This is a genomic window from Flavobacterium nitratireducens, from assembly GCF_029625335.1.
Classification (GTDB): domain Bacteria; phylum Bacteroidota; class Bacteroidia; order Flavobacteriales; family Flavobacteriaceae; genus Flavobacterium; species Flavobacterium nitratireducens.
This window is the reverse complement of record NZ_CP121111.1, coordinates 1,330,651-1,349,722: the sequence shown is the minus strand read 5'-3', so window position 1 is coordinate 1,349,722 and position 19,072 is coordinate 1,330,651. Positions and strand designations below refer to the sequence as shown.

General features: G+C 33.2%; 14 protein-coding genes and 1 pseudogene. All 15 read left to right on the top strand.

What is annotated here, in order from left to right; translation table 11 throughout:
- Positions 1-2: 2 nt before the first annotated feature.
- Complete coding sequence (locus P5P90_RS06405) at positions 3-1,139, top strand: polysaccharide pyruvyl transferase family protein (protein ID WP_278036336.1); 1,137 nt, start codon at positions 3-5, stop codon at positions 1,137-1,139.
- Positions 1,136-2,164 carry a glycosyltransferase family 2 protein gene (locus tag P5P90_RS06400; protein WP_278036335.1) on the top strand — a complete coding sequence of 343 codons (1,029 nt, stop codon included), beginning with the start codon at positions 1,136-1,138 and terminating at the stop codon, positions 2,162-2,164. The genes P5P90_RS06405 and P5P90_RS06400 overlap by 4 nt, the downstream gene beginning before the upstream one ends.
- Before the next feature lie 72 nt (positions 2,165-2,236).
- Positions 2,237-4,384 carry a hypothetical protein gene (locus P5P90_RS06395; protein ID WP_278036334.1) on the top strand — a complete coding sequence of 716 codons (2,148 nt, stop codon included), beginning with the start codon at positions 2,237-2,239 and terminating at the stop codon, positions 4,382-4,384.
- A gap of 162 nt (positions 4,385-4,546) precedes the next feature.
- Positions 4,547-5,650, top strand: a complete 1,104-nt coding sequence (locus tag P5P90_RS06390; RefSeq protein ID WP_278036333.1) for a glycosyltransferase — start codon at positions 4,547-4,549, stop codon at positions 5,648-5,650.
- A gap of 31 nt (positions 5,651-5,681) precedes the next feature.
- Positions 5,682-6,808, top strand: a pseudogene (locus P5P90_RS06385) (glycosyltransferase family 4 protein).
- Positions 6,801-7,406, top strand: coding sequence for a sugar transferase (locus P5P90_RS06380; protein WP_278036332.1), 606 nt, complete (start codon positions 6,801-6,803; stop codon positions 7,404-7,406). The pseudogene P5P90_RS06385 and the gene P5P90_RS06380 overlap by 8 nt, the downstream one beginning before the upstream one ends.
- A gap of 15 nt (positions 7,407-7,421) precedes the next feature.
- On the top strand, positions 7,422-8,024 hold the full coding sequence (locus P5P90_RS06375) for an acetyltransferase (RefSeq protein ID WP_278036331.1): 603 nt from the start codon (positions 7,422-7,424) through the stop codon (positions 8,022-8,024).
- Between the two features lie 8 nt (positions 8,025-8,032).
- Positions 8,033-9,181 carry a DegT/DnrJ/EryC1/StrS family aminotransferase gene (locus P5P90_RS06370; protein ID WP_278036330.1) on the top strand — a complete coding sequence of 383 codons (1,149 nt, stop codon included), beginning with the start codon at positions 8,033-8,035 and terminating at the stop codon, positions 9,179-9,181.
- 559 nt (positions 9,182-9,740) lie between these two features.
- Positions 9,741-10,451 (top strand): polysaccharide biosynthesis/export family protein, encoded by a 711-nt coding sequence (locus P5P90_RS06365; RefSeq protein ID WP_278036329.1) that lies wholly within the window; start codon positions 9,741-9,743, stop codon positions 10,449-10,451.
- An 11-nt stretch (positions 10,452-10,462) separates the two neighbouring features.
- Positions 10,463-12,820, top strand: a complete 2,358-nt coding sequence (locus P5P90_RS06360; protein WP_278036328.1) for a GumC family protein — start codon at positions 10,463-10,465, stop codon at positions 12,818-12,820.
- A gap of 84 nt (positions 12,821-12,904) precedes the next feature.
- The gene (rfbC, locus tag P5P90_RS06355; RefSeq protein WP_278036327.1) at positions 12,905-13,453 is read left to right on the top strand and encodes a dTDP-4-dehydrorhamnose 3,5-epimerase; all 549 of its coding nucleotides are present in this window, start codon (positions 12,905-12,907) and stop codon (positions 13,451-13,453) included.
- 76 nt (positions 13,454-13,529) lie between these two features.
- Entirely contained in the window at positions 13,530-14,390 is an 861-nt protein-coding gene (rfbD, locus tag P5P90_RS06350) for a dTDP-4-dehydrorhamnose reductase (protein ID WP_278036326.1), read from the top strand.
- A gap of 256 nt (positions 14,391-14,646) precedes the next feature.
- A complete protein-coding gene (gene rfbB / locus P5P90_RS06345) occupies positions 14,647-15,693 on the top strand; it encodes a dTDP-glucose 4,6-dehydratase (protein WP_278036325.1) in 1,047 nt (348 codons plus the stop codon).
- Positions 15,694-15,773: 80 nt separating this feature from the next.
- The gene (gene rfbA, locus P5P90_RS06340; RefSeq protein ID WP_278036324.1) at positions 15,774-16,643 is read left to right on the top strand and encodes a glucose-1-phosphate thymidylyltransferase RfbA; all 870 of its coding nucleotides are present in this window, start codon (positions 15,774-15,776) and stop codon (positions 16,641-16,643) included.
- A 136-nt stretch (positions 16,644-16,779) separates the two neighbouring features.
- Positions 16,780-18,747, top strand: coding sequence for a polysaccharide biosynthesis protein (locus tag P5P90_RS06335; protein ID WP_422851724.1), 1,968 nt, complete (start codon positions 16,780-16,782; stop codon positions 18,745-18,747).
- Positions 18,748-19,072: the final 325 nt, after the last annotated feature.

The following is a 19,072-nucleotide window of genomic DNA, read 5'->3' as shown; positions in this document are numbered from 1 at the left end:
ATATGAAAACAGTTTTAGTTAAAGCATACACAAATTGTAATTTAGGAGATGATCTTTTTTTAAAAATCATAATAGAACGTTATCCGGAAATAACGTTTAGAATAATTGCTCCTATTGCATATAGGAGTAATTTTAAGAAATATAAAAACGTTGTGATTACTAAAATGCCAAGTTTTAATTTATTGAGCAGAGTTGCTCTAAAGTTAATTGGTTTTTTCTCATTGAAAGCTAAGGGTAACATAATATTAAATGATTTAGAAAAATTTTATCAGAATGAATATGAACTATCAGATGGGTATGTTTATATAGGTGGATCATTGTTTATGCAGTATGATAGTGAAATGGGAGAAACAGATCATGTGAACAAGCTGATAACGAAAGTATTTGATAATAAACCAAAATTTATAATCGGAGCTAATTTTGGACCATATTTAACAGATTCATATAAGGATTACTATATGGAAGTTTTTAAAGGTTATACAGATATTTGCTTTAGGGAACTTTATTCAAAAAATCTTTTTAAAGATTTATCTAATGTTAGGGTTTGTCCAGATGTTGTTTTTCAGTTGGGTTTGCCTAAAGTTGAAAAAACGAAAAAAAGTATTGGGTTTTCTCTAATTGATATTTCAGAAAGAGAAGAATTATCTCAATACGAAATGGATTATTTAAAATTTGTGAGTCAAGTGATAGAAATCGCTTTGCAAAATGGAGAAGATGTTTACTTATTTTCTTTTTGTAAAGCAGAAGGGGATGAAAATGTAATATCGAAAGTTATCTCTTTAGTGTCGCTAAACTTAAGAAATAGGATTAATGTTGTAAATTATGATGGAGATGTTGATAAATTTTTAATTCAATATGCTAAAGTGGAGTCGATGTTTTGTGTTCGTTTTCATTCTATGATCTTAAGTTTGTTATTAGGACAGAACCTTTTTCCAATTACATATAGTAATAAAATGACAAATGTACTTGATGATATAGGTTATCAAGGTGTTTTTTCTGAATTTTCTAATTTAAAGAATATTGATGCTTTGGAATGTTTTAATGATATGAAAAATAGTTCGCATAAAGTAAGTTCTTTAATTATTGAAGAATCAAAAAATAATTTTATTGTTTTTGATGAGTATTTAGTCAATGTATGATTTGTAATTATCCTAAAATATCTATTATAGTACCAGTCTATAAGGTTGAAAAATATCTTATAGAGTGTTTGGAAAGTATATTAATGCAGAGTTATGATAATTTTGAGCTAATTCTTGTAAATGATGGTTCTCCTGATAGATCAGGAGAAATATGCGATGAATATGCGATAAAGGATAGTAGAATAAAAGTTTTTCATAAAGAAAATCGTGGAGTAAGTTCTGCAAGGAATTTAGGAATTAAGGAAGCAAGAGGTGAATGGTTATGTTTTATAGATGCAGATGATTGGTTAGATGTAGATTACCTGCAAAACTTTATTGTTTTATTTTCATGGGAAGAAGATTTTGTTATACAGGGATATGTAAAAAATGCCGATGAACAAATTGTTAGCGGTTCAGGATTTGTTTCAAAATTTGAAAACTTTTTGGAATTTTTTATGTATTCTGAGAAAAATAATTTATTTAATTCACCTTGTTTCAAGTTGTTTAGAAAGGATATTGTTGATGGACATAATGTGAGGTTTGATGAGAATTTTTCGTTGGGCGAAGATCATATTTTTACGCTCGAATATATTCGGTTTGTAAGTAAATTTTCGGTTTCTTTTGAAAGAGGGTATCATTATAGGATATCAAACGAAGGAAATTCCTTAACTCAAAAACTAATAGATATAGAAAAGTTTAAACAATATGTATTGATAAATCACAATCTAAGAGAGGAGGTTTTAAAATTAAATAAAGCTGGTAAGGATTTTTTTATCCGCTCATATCAAGAAATGAATAGATGGGTTATATATACGATACACTCATTATTTGATACTAGAAGGCAATTATCCTTCACAGCGGAAAAGACAGAATTTGAATCTTTATTGCATTTGTTTAAATTTAAATATGGTGTTTCAAGAATTTCATTTAAAGTAGATATTTATAATATGTTGTTTATAATTGTAATGGGGGCAAGTATATTATCGATAAAAATGAAAATAAAGTGTTTAAAATTTTTAATAAGCATAGTTTCTAATTTAAATTAGATACAATACATTTTTTATGTTAACTGAAAAAAAGCAAATAAAATAATACTCTACATAATAATGTTGTGTCCAATGATTGGTATTTATGAATTGATACCAAATGTTGGGGTTGATACTTTCGCATTATTGTTCGGAATGTTGTTGTTAGTTCTAGTTAATAGGAAATTTCAGTTTGATAGAATGCTTTTTTTGTATTTCGCTATACTTGTGGTGTTAAATATTTTATCTTATGGCCTTTCTACGGCTAATAAAAGCAATATATTTATAAATAATTCTATTCAGGTTTTAGTTTTTGCGTTGTTTTTGTCGTTTTATAAAAAAAACTACATATATGATTCTGAAATTGAAAAAATAATAAATTATTTTGGGTTGTTCGCGGTGTTGGGGGTGTTTATTCAATATGTTTCATATTACTTCTTTGACAAGCCTTTGCCATTAAGACTTCCGATAGCTAATTTTGTAAAAGATGGATTTGATATTGAAACATTTGGAGGGTCCATTCTTTATGGAAGACCAACCTCTTTTTTTAAAGAACCTTCCCATTTTGCTATATACATTGTGCCAATTATGTATCGTAATTTGGAGAGAAAAAATTACTGGATGTTCGGATTATTTACTTTGGGGTTAATATTATCTACAAGTACATTAGGTATTGTATTGTTAGGGATAATGCTAATTCGTCATTCTGTTTCTTCTGCTAAGAGTATAGGTTATGTTTTATTGAGCATTATTCCATTGGTACTTTTCATGATGTTGTATTCTGATAAATTTGAAGCTATAAATGAAGATTATTCAAACAAGTTGGATACAAGTTCGTTAAATGATAATATTAGAGTATTTGGTGTCTTAAAGACATTTGATTATTTTGAGTTTAAGGATTTTTTATTTGGAATAGGTCATAATCAATTAGGAGACTTTCAGTTACAGCACAATTTTGCGGAGGCATACAATTATGCTAATTCTTTTTTTATGGCAGTTTTTTCATTTGGGGTAATTGGTTTCTTTGTTTTTTTGTTGATATTAAAAAAAGGATTTAATAATAAGTTTACGACTGGATATTTTTTGATTTTTGTAGCGGTTCTATTTTCAGACCAAATTTTATTTAACCACAATTTCTTTTATCTCTATATGATAAGTTTTGTGTTTTTGAATGTTGAAAGCTCAAAAAATCCAAAACTTTCTCCAGTACAAAAGAAAAAAATGAAAGTTATTTTTTATTATGATGAGCGTTCATTAAATGATGCTACTATCTACTATGTTGGGTTAATTGAAAAAGTATTCTTATCTATGGGAATAGATATGGAGTACCGCACTAAATTAGGCAATGTTGAGGGAAAAGATATTATTTTTACGATAACAGAAAAGTATTTCTGTATGGCAAAGTTTCGTTACCCATTCCTTAAAACAATTTATTGGGCTCAAGGAGTAGCTCCTGAAGAATATTTTTTGAGTGGCAGAAATAACAAGATAGTGTATTTGTTAAAATGTTTAATCGAATTTATCTCAATAAGATATTCAACTTTGTTATTTGTCGTTTCTAATAGGATGTTAAGGCATTATAGGAATAAATATTTTTATAATAAACAGAATTATCTCGTTATGCCTTGTTATAATTTAAAATATTTATCAGGGTTAGCAAGTTCAACAGGAGAGAGATATAAATATCCAAGTTTTGTTTACGCAGGTAGTATGGCAACTTGGCAGTGTGTAGAGGAAACTCTTCAAATTTTTAAAGCTATACAACAAGAAATTCCACTAGCTTCATTGACTCTCCTCGTGAAGGAACAAGATGAAGCTTTTGACATGGTAAGTAAATATGGAATAAATAATGTTGAAATAAAATATGTTAATTTGAGCGATTTACAAAAAGAATTGATGAGATATAAATATGGTTTTATAATTAGGGAGGATATATTAGTAAATAACGTAAGTACTCCAACAAAAATGAATTCATATTTAGCAAGTGCTATTATACCTATTTATACTGATTCAGTACACGCTTTTGTGGAAAACATAGACTTGGGAGAGTATTCTATTTGTTTGAACTCAAAGAGCTCGGTATATAAAAAGGCACAACAGATTATAGATTTTGAAAAAAGAGTCATTAATTCAATTCAACTTGATGAAAAAATCCAATCAGTTTTCAAAACGTATTATAATGATGAGATGTATCTGAAGCAAATAGAACTTAAGTTTGATAACTTAATAAAAGGATTATAATTACAATCACTAAACAGAACAAAGGCTATTTTCAATTGGGATTTGTACTGCGTAGTAGTCAATTTTTATTAGACATTTTACAGGATATGCTTTTCGGTTCATAAGTACTCTGTATATGATAATTCCGGAAATGAGAAATTATAAAACTAAAATCTATTTATTATGAAAATTCTTCTAATAATAAATTCTCTCGGAACTGGCGGCGCAGAAAAATTGTTGTTGGATACCATTCCTTTGTATAGAAAGTCTGGGATAGAAATGGATATATTGGTGCTTTGGAATAATAATCATCAGTTTATCAATGCCTTGAAGTCTCTTGGATGTTGTAAGGTGTTTGTGTTGAAAGAATCAGGAAATTATAAAGATATTTATAATCCGTTGAATATTTTAAAACTAATGCCTTATTTAAGGCGATATGATATTGCTCATGTGCATTTGTTTCCTGCTCAATATTATACCGTTTTTGCAAATTTATTAATTGGAGGAAAGTGTAAATTGATATTTACTGAGCACAACACTACCAACAGAAGGATTCAGAAGAACTATTTCAAGGCTGTGGAAAAAATTGTTTACTCCCACTATAAAAGATTGGTTTTTATTTCTGATGAAATATACGGAATATATAGGAATTATATTCCAAAGTTTGAGAGTAGATTTGTAACTATCAATAACGGAGTGAATTTGGATGCAATTCGATCGGCAATGCCTATTCATAATAAAACAGAAATATATCCAATTATTAAAAAATCGGATTCGTTAATTTTACAGGTGTCAGCTTTTAGACCTCAAAAAGATCAGAAGACTTTGATAAAAGCTATGGCCTTATTGCCTAAAAATGTTGTTTTGCTTTTAGTAGGTGATGGAGAAACCAGAAAAGAATGTGAATTGTTAGTTTCAGAATTATCTCTTACAGATAGAGTTTTTTTCTTGGGACAAAGAATGGATATACCTCAACTTTTAAGGACTGTAGATGTTGTCGTTTTATCTTCTAAATATGAGGGAATGTCTTTGTCCAGTATAGAGGGGATGGCTTCAGGAAAACCATTTATAGCGTCAAATGTACCTGGGTTATCTGATATTGTAGATGGGGCTGGAGTTCTTTTTGAATGTGGTAATTCGGAAGAATTAGCATCTCGAATCCAGGAATTTTTAGGAAATGAGACTCTGTATGAAGATACCGTGAAAAGATGTATGATTAAATCTGAACAATATGATATTAAGAAAATGGTAACTCAACATATAGAATTGTACAAAAGTGTCTACTAAAGTTAAACTAATTCGAACTGCGACAGTATCGATGTCTCTAAATTATCTACTAAGAGGTCAGTTGTCTTTTTTAAAAAATCAGTATGAAGTAATTGCCGTATCTGGGGATGATGATAATTTGAAAGTGGTTTCTGACCGCGAAAAGGTTCGTACAGTAAGTGTAAATATGGAAAGATCAATTTCACCTTTTGTGGATTTAGTTTCTTTATGGAAATTGTATCTTCTATTTTGCAAGGAAAAACCGTCTATAGTGCATTCCATCACCCCAAAAGCTGGTTTGCTGACTATGTTGGCTGGTAAAATGGCAGGGGTTCCGATAAGGATACATACTTTCACGGGTTTAATATTCCCCACCAAGAAGGGCTTGATGCAACAACTCTTGATTAAGATGGATCAGCTCCTGTGCTGGGCTGCCACCAATGTATATCCGGAAGGTCAGGGAGTGAAAAATGATTTGATAACTTACGGTATTACTAAAAAACCATTGAAGGTTTTGGCAAATGGCAATGTTAATGGAATAGACTGCGATTTTTTTTCACCAGAGCAGATAACGGTAATTGAGAAAAAAATCTTAAAGAATCATTGAATATCAACGAAGGGGATTTTGTATTCGTTTTTGTGGGGCGTTTAGTTGGGGATAAAGGGATTAATGAATTAGTAGATACTTTTTCTCAAATTACGACTCACGACTCACGACTCACAACTCATAAACTTTTATTAGTCGGTCCTTTGGAATCTGAGTTGGATCCCTTAAAACCTATAACTTTACAACAAATAGAATCTAATTCCAATATTATTTCAGTAGGTTTCCAAGAAGACGTACGCCCTTATTTTGCAATAAGCAATGCTCTTGTTTTTCCTTCATATCGTGAAGGTTATCCTAATGTGGTGATGCAGGCCGGGGCTATGGAATTACCATCAATTGTAACAGATATAAACGGTTGTAATGAAATTATAAAAGAAGGACTGAATGGGATAATTATTCCGGTAAAAGATGCAAAGGCTATAGAGATTGCAATGAGGCGATTAATCGATGATAATTTATTCTATAAGGAACTACAATCCAATTCAAGAAAAATGATTACTTCACGATACGAACAACAATTAGTTTGGGAAGCATTGCTCGAAGAATATAAATCGCTTGAAAAAAATGTATAAGAGCTATCTAAAACGACCTTTGGATTTTTTAGTTGCATTAATCGGACTGATTGTGTTGTTACCGATATTTTTATTGGTAATTATCGGACTGTTTTTTGCGAATGACGGAAAACCTTTTTTCTTTCAGGCACGTCCGGGGTTGAATGAAAAAATTTTTAAGATCATCAAGTTCAAGACTATGAACGATAAAACAGATTCTCAAGGGAATTTATTGTCAGATTCTGATCGTTTGACACCTATTGGAGCTTTTGTTCGTAAAACCTCTTTGGATGAAATTCCGCAGTTGATTAATGTATTGAAAGGGGATATGAGCCTGATAGGGCCACGACCTCTATTGCCACAATATTTGTCTTTGTATAATGAAACGCAAAAACGACGTCATGATGTCCGTCCTGGAATTACCGGTTGGGCTCAGGTAAATGGTCGAAATGCCATCAGTTGGCAAAAAAAGTTGGAACTGGATGTGTGGTATGTAGATAATCTTTCGTTGTTAGTAGATTTGAAAGTGTTTTTTTTGACTTTTAAGAAGGTATTCAAAAGTGAAGGAATTTCGCAACAGGGACATGTTACTACAGACGCTTTTAACGGACATAATTAAATTTTAAAATTACAGATGTATTTATACGGAGCTAGCGGGCATGGCAAAGTAGTAGCTGAAATCGCTGAAGAAAACAATATAGCCATTAATGCTTTTATTGATGCAGACCAATCTAAGAAGGAATTGTTAGATTATGAAGTAATACATCATGTTCCAGTAGAAGCTGTTAGAGCTATTATATCAATTGGGAATAATGCTGTAAGGAAAAGAGTGGTTCAAGAACATGATTTTGATTACCAAACTCTTTGCCACCTTAAGAGTAAAATATCTAAAAGAGCAACAATAGGAAAAGGAACAGTTATTATGGCTGGTGCAATAATTAATTCAGATACTATAGTTGGGCAGCACTGTATCATTAACACCAATGCAACAGTTGATCATGATTGTGTGTTAGAAGATTATGTACATATTTCGCCTAATGCTGGTTTGGCTGGAGATGTGAAAGTAGGTGAAGGAACTCAGGTTGGTATTGGTGCAGTTGTTATTCAAGGTGTCAAAATTGGTAAATGGTGTATGATAGGTGCCGGTAGTGTTATTACTAAAGATGTACCTGACGGGGCAACTGTTGTAGGAAATCCGGGAAGGGTTATCAAAATAAAGGAAATTAGTAATTTGTAAATACAATTATGAATAATAAAATATGGCTTTCTTCTCCGCATATGGGAGGAACTGAAAAAAACTATGTTGATGAGGCTTTTGAAACGAATTGGGTAGCCCCTTTAGGACCGAATGTAAATGGTTTTGAAGCTGATTTGGAAAACTATTTGAAAGAAAATGTTCATGTGGGAGCTTTAAGTTCCGGAACAGCAGCTTTGCATTTGGCTTTAATTCTGCTGGGGGTTAAGGAAGGTGATGAGGTGATTTGTCAGTCTATGACTTTTGCTGCCTCAGCGAATCCAATTGCTTATATGGGGGCGATTCCGGTTTTTGTGGACAGCGAAATCGATACCTGGAATTTAAATCCTAAGGCTTTGGAAGAAGCTATTGTTGACCGCATAGCAAAAGGAAAGAAACCTAAGGCCGTGATTGGTGTGCATTTGTACGGAATGCCTTTTAAAACGGATGAAATTATTGAAATCTGTAAAAAGTATGATATTCCTTTGGTGGAAGATAGTGCAGAAGCCTTAGGAAGTACTTATAAAGGTCGTAAATGTGGGACTTTGGGAGATATGGCTATTTTGTCTTTCAATGGAAATAAAATCATCACCACTTCAGGTGGAGGAGCTATTGTTTGTAAAAACAAAGAAATCAAAGATAAAGCGGTTTTTTTGTCAACACAAGCCAGAGACAATGCACCGCATTACCAACATTCGGAAATAGGATATAATTACCGTATGAGTAATATTTGTGCGGGTATTGGTCGTGGTCAGATGGAAGTGTTGGACAAGCACGTGAATTTGCGTCGAGATATGAATAAGTGGTACGCGGATTATTTTGCAACAATTAAAGGAGTAAGTGTCTTGAGCGAACCCAATACTGATTATCATTCCAATCATTGGCTTACCGCTATCGTTATGGAACCGGATTTATGTGGTGGAAAAACCAGAGAAGATCTTCGCCTGGCATTGGAAACGGCTAATATCGAAAGCCGGCCATTGTGGAAACCGATGCATTTGCAGCCTGTTTTTAGAGAGGCTCCCTATTATGGAGAAAAAGTAGCAGAAAAGCTGTTTGAAAAAGGACTTTGCCTGCCTTCGGGATCTAATTTGTCAGAAGCAGACCGTACCAGAATTAAAATGGTTTTAGAAGATTTTTTTAAGTACACTGAAAGCTAAAAAAGTTAACTATAATCCGTCAGGCGAATTTGTTTTTGATTATTAAATTTCGTCAGTTCGAGTGATTTTCTCCCGAAGCTTCTGGAAGAAAATAGTATCGAAAACAAGAAAAATTATAATAAAAAACGGTTCTGGTGCCGATAGCTATCGGAACATTTATGGCTTCATTTCATTACGCAAAAAAACACCTGAACTGACGTTTATGATAATTTCACCCAACGGCTTAAATATTAATATCTATTACAGGATTCATTAATCCTCTTTTTATATTAAAAAGAGATAAAAAGAAGAAAACTAATGTTTATCAAGTTTTAAACTTGTTTTTATTTGAAATTTTGATAAATAAATTCTGTCGACTAAAATGTTGTTAATGTGTTTGTTTCTGCCTTTTAGTTTAAAATAAGGGTTCGTTTTTGTTGTAAGATAAACACTCTAATTTTCGATGTTTCTATAAAATGCTTACTTTCGCAAAAAAAATAATTATAATGAAATATTTACTTCCTAAAGCGCTTCTTTTTTTGTAGTCGCTTTGTTTGTTTCCTGTGCCTCCCGAAACTCGGTGGTTTACTATCAGAATATAGATACGACCAATGTGAGTGAGAAAGCGGAGTCTTATGAAATTAAGCTGCAACCGGACGATGTGTTGATGATTATTGTTTCTGCAGAAGATCCAGAAATCGCTGCTCCTTTTAATTTGACTTCTGAGTCAGTGACCACAGCAGCCAACCCCTTGTTATCTACGGGACAAAGAACACTTCAAACCTATTTGGTAGATGCCTATGGTTATATTCAGTTTCCGGTTTTGGGAAAACTGAAAGTGGGGGGATTAAGCCGTACCGAAGTGATCCATTTATTAGAAAATAAAATTGGGACGTATGTCAAAAATCCGATTATTAATCTCCGAATTACCAATTTTAAGGTATCGGTTCAGGGAGAGGTTAATTCACCGGGAACTTATCAGATAGAGTCAGAACGTATTACTTTGATCGAAGCGATAAGTAAAGCAAGAGATTTGACTATTTATGGCAGAAGGGATAATGTTTTGATAATAAGGGAAATTGATGGGGTAAAATCCTATAACCGTGTCGATATTACCAAAGCCGATTTTATTCATTCGCCTTTTTATTATCTGGCTCAAAATGATGTTGTTTATGTTGAACCTAATAAAGTGAAAGTTAATGGCTCAGCGGTGGGGCCTAATACCGGTGTTATAATTTCGATTAGTTCTTTGTTAATGACATTAGCCGCTATTTTACTAAGGACTTTTTAATACAATTTTTAATGGAAAATTATATATCAAAAGAGAGTCAGGAACAGGAATTTCATTTACGGGCAGAATTAGATAAATATTTGGTACACTGGAAATGGTTTGTACTGGTTGTTTTGGTGGCAGTTTTGATTGCTTTTGTATATTTGAGATATGCCGTTCCTCAATACCAGGTAAGTACTACGATACTGGTAAAAGATGAGAAAAAAGGTGGGGGGCTTTCAGAGCTTTCAGCTTTTGCGGATATGGGGATTACCACTGGTCTTAAAAATAATCTGGATAATGAAGTGGAGATTCTCAAGTCACGTACCTTGGTGGAAAGTACTATTCAAAAATTACATTTGAATGTTACTTTAGTATCAGAAGGTAAGATCAAAAGTACAGTTATCTACAAGAAGAGACCAATTGTTGTAACTTTAGGAAGACAAACTCAGGATTTGTTACAAGATACTTTTGTGTTTCAATTTGAGTCGCTATCAACTGATACATTTACCTTAAAAAACCTGGTTGAAGATCAGGAAGATCCTTTGCAGGGGAAAGAGCAGTTTCATTATGGAAGAGCGATAGAAACGCTTTTTGGTGAATTGACGATTAACAAAACAGCCTTTTTATCGAATGCAGAAAAACTGAAACTGAATGTAATAATTGCTCCTTTACAAAGCGCAACGGAAGATTTCAGAGGGAGGCTTAAGGTGACTCCTCTGAGTAAGACCTCCAGTGTGGTAGAATTAGCTATGGTTAGTCCTGTAGTGGAACGAGAGGAAGATTTTTTAAATACTTTGGTTCAAAACTATAATGAAAATGCCGTTCAGGATAAAAACATCATATCGGAGCATACCTCTGAATTTATAGCGGAGCGTCTGAATTTGATTACCAAAGAGTTAGCGGGAGTTGAGCAGGATGTGGAATCGTTTAAGCGATCCAATAAACTGACCGATATTCCATCCGAAGCGGCTCTTTTTATTGAAGGTTCAGATGAATACAATAAAAAAATTGCTGAGGTTGATATTCAATTGCAGGTGGTGGCAAATATGCTGGATTTTATGAAAAAAAGTCGTAATGCTGATTTATTGCCGGTAAATTTAATTTCAGATACCAATGCTTCCGGATTGATAAATTCCTATAATCAATTGGTATTGGAACGAAACAGAATCCTGAAATCGGCCACAGAAAGCAATCCTGCAGTAATAAAACTGGACGAACAAATCAGTGCGTTAAAAGCCAGCGTATCATCCAGTTTGGGGCGTTTGCAATCGAGTCTGAATATCCAAAAAAGAAAGTTAGATGCTCATGAGGGTATGATCGCTTCTAAAATCCAAAAGATCCCTACACAGGAGCGTCAGTTTCGTATTATTGACCGTCAGCAAAAAGTAAAGGAACAATTGTATTTGTATTTATTACAGAAACGCGAAGAGACCGCTATTTCTCTTGCATCCACCGAGGCGAATGCCAGAGTAATTGATGCGGCCATGGGGTCTAAAAAGCCGGTGTCTCCTAAAAAGGCTATTATTTATTTGGCAGCTTTATTATTAGGTCTTTTGATTCCATTTGGAATTATTTATCTGATGGATTTATTTGATACAAAAATTAAAAGTCGTCTGGATTTAGAGGGGAAAACACAAATACCATTTATTGGGGATGTACCTACATCTGAAGATGCTTCCTCCATTATGCAGTCAGAAAGTAGATCGAGTTCGGCTGAAGCTTTGCGTATTATTAGGACTAATCTAGAATTCATGTTGGCTAAAGTGCCAGAAGGCATTGCCAAAACTATTTTCCTGACTTCGACTTTTCCTAAAGAAGGAAAAACTTTTGTCTCTGTGAATTTGGCTGCTACTTTTGCATTGTCGGGCAAGAAAGTATTATTGATAGGGATGGATATTAGAAATCCGAGACTTGATGAGTATTTAACCTTGCCAGATAGAGGGGTGACTAATTATTTGTCTTCAAAAGAATTGAGTTTAGAGGATTTGATTATTCAACAAAAAGGCTATGAGGATTTTCATGTGTTGCCAGCAGGGGTAATTCCACCTAATCCAGCCGAATTATTGATGAGTAAAAAAGTAGATGTTTTATTTGAAACATTAAAAAAGCAGTATGATTATATTATTGTGGATACCGCTCCTGTAAGTTTAGTAACGGATACTCTTTTAATAGCTAAGCATGCTGATACTTTTATTTATGTAGCCCGTGCTAATTTCTTAGAAAAACGCATGTTGGATATACCAAACGGTTTACACAAGGATCAAAAATTACCAAATATGTGTATGTTGTTAAACGATACCGACTCTACGAAAGGTTATGGTTATGGTTATGGTTACGGTGTGAAAGTAGAGAAAACACCTTGGTATAAAAAAATCTTTAAAATATAATTAGAAATTACATTACAAAAACATCAAAAAGTTATAGGATTTGATTTTATAATGTTTTTATGTTTTTTATTTTTAATAGAAATAATGATCATCGAAGAAACAACAATCAAGGATTTATTAGTTATTCAACCTGCTGTCTTTAAAGATGAAAGAGGTTATTTTTTTGAAGCCTATAATCAGGCGAAATTTCAGGAAAATGGAATTCATTACAATTTCATTCAGGACAATCAATCATTTTCCACACGCGGGGTTATTAGAGGGTTACATCTGCAAATCAATCCTTTTGCTCAGGCTAAATTAGTTCGGGTTTTGCAAGGAGAAATTCTGGATGTAGCGGTTGATTTGCGAAAAAATTCACCCACTTACGGTCAACATTTTTCTATTGTTTTAAGCGCCGAGAACAAGAAGCAATTAATGATTCCACATGGTTTTGCACATGGATTTTCGGTATTAAGCGAAACTGCTTCAGTTATGTATAAAGTAGATCAGGTCTATCATAAAGAAAGTGAAAGAGGAATTCGTTTTGATGATCCTACATTAAATATTGACTGGCAAATGGATTCCAATAAAGTAATTGTTTCAGAAAAAGATTTAATACTTCCGGCCTTTAAAGATATTGATTTGGGATTTTAATAATGAATAGTCAGTGATGAGTGATAGGTTGGTGATTAGAATAATTTGTGAAATACGTATTAATTAGGAATATTAGATGAGTAAAATATTAGTTACTGGTGCTAATGGCCAGTTGGGTTCTGAGTTAAGAGTACTTTCAAAAAATACTGATTTTGAATGGTTTTTTACAGATTATCAGGAATTAGACTTATGTGATTTAGAAAATTTAACGCTTGCAATTGCCAAAATTAATCCTCAAATTTTAATTAATTGTGCTGCACACACAGCTGTTGATAAGGCGGAATCTGAATTCGAATTGTCAGATGTTCTAAATCATAAGGCAGTTTCTATTATGGCCCAATGGAGTTATACAAATAGCTGTAAAATTATCCATATTTCTACTGATTATGTTTTTGATGGAAATTCGGCTGTGGCATTGACTGAAGATGAGCCAACTGCTCCTATCAATGTATATGGTCTTACCAAACTAGCTGGAGAAAAAGCTTGTCAAAAACAAAATCCAGATGCAGTCATTATTCGAACTTCATGGGTGTATTCCAGTTTTGGGAATAATTTTGTGAAAACTATGTCTCGTTTAATGCAGGAAAGAGATACTCTAAATGTGGTAAATGACCAAATAGGTAGTCCAACTTACGCCGCCGATTTAGCCCAAGCTATTTTGACTATTATCAATCATTCAAATTGGCAAGCCGGAATTTATAATTTCTCCAATGAAGGTGAAATTAGCTGGTACGAATTTGCTTTAGCGATTCAAGAAATAGGTAATTTTGATTGTGAGGTTAACGGAATACCTTCTTCAGCTTATCCAACACCAGCAAAACGACCTGCTTATTCTTTATTAGATAAAACTAAGATTAAAAATACTTTTGGGGTGGTAGTTCCGGATTATAAAGAAAGTTTGAGGAAGTGTATGGAATTATTGAAAGTTAGAAGTTAGAAGCTGGAAGTTAGGAGTTAGCAAATTTCTTTTTCCACCCTTTAGGGAGGGGAAAGAAAAAGAAATTTTAGTGACTGAGTCTCCGAAAGAAAACATAAATTTTCGCTTTCCCCAGCCCTAAAGGGAGCCGAAAATTTAATAATAATGTACTAAATCTTTGCTCCTTTTAAACGGAGTAAACAAAAAAGAATATTTAATTTCAAAAATTTGGATTAATTCGTATAAAATTCGATTTAATTCGCGAGAAAAAATAGAAATGAAAAAAATACTAATTACCGGTGGGGCTGGATTTATTGGTTCTCATGTTGTAAGACGATTTGTAACGAGGTATCCTGAATACCAAATTTTTAATTTGGATGCTTTAACCTATGCGGGAAATTTAGAGAATATTGCCGATATTGAAAAAGCGCCCAATTATACTTTTATAAAAGGAGATATTGTAGATGAAAATTTCATCAACGCTCTTTTTGATGAACATCAATTTGATGGAGTGTTGCATTTAGCCGCCGAATCGCATGTAGATCGTTCCATAACCGATCCGATGGCATTTGTAAAAACCAATGTAATTGGAACCGTTAATTTATTGAATGCTGCAAAAAATTGTTGGAAAGATAATCAAAAAGGAAAACGCTTTTATCATATCAGTACTGATGAGGTGTATGGAAGTTTAGGAGCAGAAGGCTTATTCACAGAAACCACAGCCTATGATCCTAATTCCCCTTATTCGGCTTCTAAAGCGAGTTCGGACCATTTTGTGCGTGCCTATGGAGAAACCTATGGTTTGCCTTATGTGTTGACTAATTGTTCTAATAATTATGGACCGAATCATTTTCCAGAAAAATTAATTCCATTGTTTATTAATAACATCATTAATAATAAAGCTCTACCAGTTTATGGTGATGGAAAATATACCCGTGACTGGCTTTTTGTAGAAGACCATGCGGTGGCTATTGATTTGGTTTTTCATGAAGGTAAAAATCATGACACCTATAATATTGGTGGTTTTAACGAATGGCAGAATATTGATTTGGTAAAGTTACTTTGCAAAATCATGGACGAAAAATTAGGTAGAGTTGCTGGAACTTCAGAGCGATTAATTACTTATGTAAAAGATCGTCCTGGTCATGACCTTCGTTATGCGATTGATGCCACGAAAATCAATAAAGAATTAGGATGGAAACCCTCAGTAACTTTTGAAGAAGGCTTAGAAAAAACGGTTAACTGGTACATGAACAACCAAGAGTGGTTAGATAATGTGACTTCGGGAGCCTATGCTTCTTATTATCAAAAACAGTATTCTTGATTTTTAATAATCTTATGGGTTATTTGTCTTTGTAGGGTACAAACTTATAACTCATAACCCATATCTCATAACTTTAAGAAATGAAAGGAATTATACTAGCCGGAGGTTCAGGTACACGTTTGCATCCACTTACTTTAGCGGTGAGTAAGCAAATGATGCCTGTGTATGACAAGCCAATGATTTATTATCCATTGTCCACTTTAATGACTGCGGGAATTAATGAGATTTTAATTATTTCAACACCCCACGATTTACCTAATTTTAAAAAGTTGTTAGGGGATGGATCTGCTATTGGCTGTCAATTTAGTTATGCCGAACAAGCAATCCCAAATGGTTTAGCTCAGGCTTTTGTGATTGGAGAAGAATTTATAGGTAAGGATAGTGTTGCTTTGGTTTTGGGTGATAATATTTTCTTTGGCTCCAATATGGATGAATTGTTACAATCCAATACCAATCCAGATGGTGGAGTCGTTTTTGCTTATCATGTTTCGGATCCTGAACGATATGGTGTAGTTGAATTTGACAAAGAACTAAAAGCCATTTCAATCGAAGAAAAACCATTACAGCCTAAATCGAATTATGCCGTACCAGGTTTGTATTTTTATGATAATTCGGTAGTGGAGATTGCCAAAAATATTCAACCTAGTGCCAGAGGCGAGTATGAAATAACCGATGTGAACAAAGCCTATTTAGAACAAGGCAAATTAAAAGTAGGTATCTTGAGTAGAGGAACCGCTTGGCTAGATACAGGAACATTTAATAGTTTGATGCAAGCAGGACAATTTGTACAAGTTATTGAAGAACGACAAGGATTAAAAGTAGGATGTATTGAAGAGATAGCTTGGCGTCAAGGTTTTATATCCGACATTCAATTACAAAGTTTGGCCGAACCTTTAAAAAAATCAGGTTATGGAGAGTATTTGCTAGGATTATTAAAACATAAATTTTGATTAATTACATTTTTTTTGTTTGAAATGAATGTTTGTAGGTTTAGTAAATCTATAATAGGTTGAAATTTATTACTTTAGATGTTTTAATCGTTAATGTTTATATTTGTTATTGTTAATATAATAAAATAGAGTATTCTTGAATAATTATACGAAACAAGATTTTAAAAGGTTAATATTGCCTTTTTCTTCTGGAAATAATTTAATTCTTAATATAAGAAATTTAAGTTATTTGCCCAGATGGATAGTTTTAGCTATCGATTTAGCAGTCTTAATTGCTAGTTTTTTCTTCACAAAGTTAATAATTAATGGTATAGGCTTGCATTTTATTTCTTTTGAGAACAAGCTTAAATTTATTTGTTTATTAGTAGGTGTTAACCTTTACTTTTTTTGGATTTTCAGAACATATGCTGGTATTATTAGGTATTCTTCCTATACCGATGCTATTAAATTATTATTTTCTCAAGTTTCGGTCTTTTTCATTTTTGTTTCAGGAAATGCAGTTTATGAATTTTTTTATGCTACTAAAATATATTTAAACACCGCTTTATTTATATACATGATTCTCTCTTTTTGTGGTTTATTCATGTATCGTGTGGTAGTGAAACAAGTTTTTGAACAAGTTTTTTCAGAAAAAAATCGTATCAATTTACCAAGGACCCTTATTTATGGTACCGATGCTAATGCTCTAGCTGTAGCTAAATCATTAAAACTTGAGATCCCAACCCGTTTTAAAATCGTTGGTTTTGTAGACAGGAACAGTCAAAATTCGTCTAAACGAATGATGGACTTACCTATTTTAATTCAAAAGAAAAAGTTGCCTACTTTAATGCGTTCTGTGGGAGCAGAGGGGGTTATTATTGCGGATAAAAGTTTGTCTAAAGAAGAGCGATTGGTTATCGTAGAACAATGTTTAGAACTCAATTATAAGGTTTATGTTGTACCTGCCATTACAGATTGGGAAAATCAAAAAGAGATTTCTCAAAAAGTAAAAAGTATACAGATTGAAGACTTACTGGATAGAAAACCAATAGTTTTAGATAGTAAATCGATCTCAAAACAAATTAAGGAGTGTACAATATTGATAACTGGTGCAGCTGGTTCTATCGGTAGTGAAATTGTTAGACAGGTATTGTTTTTTAAACCCACAAAGATTATTGCTGTGGATCAGGCCGAAACACCTTTGCATAATCTGTCTTTAGAACTCATGGCTTTAAATACAAATTCAATCATTCAGACAATAGTAGCGGATATTAGAAACAAAGACACTATTGAACGCATTTTTAAAGACTATCGTCCAGAAGTGGTATACCATGCGGCAGCTTATAAACACGTTCCGCTTATGGAAGAAAATCCTTCTCAGGCGATCTTGACTAACGTGGAGGGAACTCTAAATGTAGCCAATTTATCTTGCCAATACAAAGTGAAAAGTTTTGTTATGGTTTCTACAGATAAAGCAGTAAATCCTAGTAATGTCATGGGAGCTAGTAAGCGAATTGCTGAAAAATATGTACAATCCTTACAGTTAAAATCAGTTGCTAATAAAACCGCTATGAGTACCAAATTTATTACTACTCGATTTGGTAATGTCTTGGGTTCTAACGGTTCAGTTGTACCATTGTTTACTAAACAAATTGCCGAAGGAGGACCTATAACCATTACACATCCAGATATTATTCGGTATTTTATGACCATTCCTGAAGCTTGTCAGTTGGTATTAGAAGCAGGAGCAATGGGCAAAGGAGGAGAAATTTATATCTTTGATATGGGCAAACCCGTGAAAATTATTGATTTAGCTCGAAAAATGATCAAATTAGCAGGCTTTGTTCCGGATCAAGACATTAAAATCAAGATAGTTGGTTTGCGTCCAGGTGAAAAGTTGTATGAAGAATTACTCAACGATACTTCTAAAACCATCCCAACTCATCACCAAAAAATTATGATTGCTGAAGAAATTCAGGAAGAATTTGAAATTTTGCATGACGAAATAGAAGAACTAATTACCATCGCAAATTTTCATAATAAGGAAGCCATCGTGGCAAAAATGAAACGAATAGTTCCTGAGTTCAAAAGTATGAACTCTACTTATGAGGTGTTGGATAAATGATGCTAAGTGGGAAGTTAGGAGAGGGAAGTTAGAAGAGGGAAGTTAGGAGTTAGAAGTAGAAAAATTTTCGCTTTTCCCCAGCCCTAAAGGGAGCCGAAAATTATAACGTATAGGATTAGCAATTACATGTAAATTTCTTTTCCCCTTTAGGGGCAGGGGAAAGAAAAGAAATTCATTTGACAACCCACAACCCACAACCCACAACTGATAACCCATAACTTTTTTAAAGGGGCAGGGGGAAGAAAAGAAATTCACTTGAGAACTGTACCGACAACTGATAACCGACAACCCACACCCCACAACTGAAAAACCGACATGATTTCTA

Excerpts from the sequence above, each read along its gene's own strand:
- P5P90_RS06370 (WP_278036330.1), top strand. The coding sequence starts at position 8,033 with ATGAATAATAAAATATGGCTTTCTTCTCCGCATATGGGAGGAACTGAA.
- P5P90_RS06395 (WP_278036334.1), top strand. The coding sequence starts at position 2,237 with ATGATTGGTATTTATGAATTGATACCAAATGTTGGGGTTGATACTTTC.
- P5P90_RS06405 (WP_278036336.1), top strand. The coding sequence starts at position 3 with ATGAAAACAGTTTTAGTTAAAGCATACACAAATTGTAATTTAGGAGAT.
- rfbC (WP_278036327.1), top strand. The coding sequence starts at position 12,905 with ATGATCATCGAAGAAACAACAATCAAGGATTTATTAGTTATTCAACCT.
- rfbA (WP_278036324.1), top strand. The coding sequence starts at position 15,774 with ATGAAAGGAATTATACTAGCCGGAGGTTCAGGTACACGTTTGCATCCA.
- rfbB (WP_278036325.1), top strand. The coding sequence starts at position 14,647 with ATGAAAAAAATACTAATTACCGGTGGGGCTGGATTTATTGGTTCTCAT.
- P5P90_RS06390 (WP_278036333.1), top strand. The coding sequence starts at position 4,547 with ATGAAAATTCTTCTAATAATAAATTCTCTCGGAACTGGCGGCGCAGAA.
- rfbD (WP_278036326.1), top strand. The coding sequence starts at position 13,530 with ATGAGTAAAATATTAGTTACTGGTGCTAATGGCCAGTTGGGTTCTGAG.
- P5P90_RS06400 (WP_278036335.1), top strand. The coding sequence starts at position 1,136 with ATGATTTGTAATTATCCTAAAATATCTATTATAGTACCAGTCTATAAG.
- P5P90_RS06380 (WP_278036332.1), top strand. The coding sequence starts at position 6,801 with ATGTATAAGAGCTATCTAAAACGACCTTTGGATTTTTTAGTTGCATTA.
- P5P90_RS06360 (WP_278036328.1), top strand. The coding sequence starts at position 10,463 with ATGGAAAATTATATATCAAAAGAGAGTCAGGAACAGGAATTTCATTTA.
- P5P90_RS06375 (WP_278036331.1), top strand. The coding sequence starts at position 7,422 with ATGTATTTATACGGAGCTAGCGGGCATGGCAAAGTAGTAGCTGAAATC.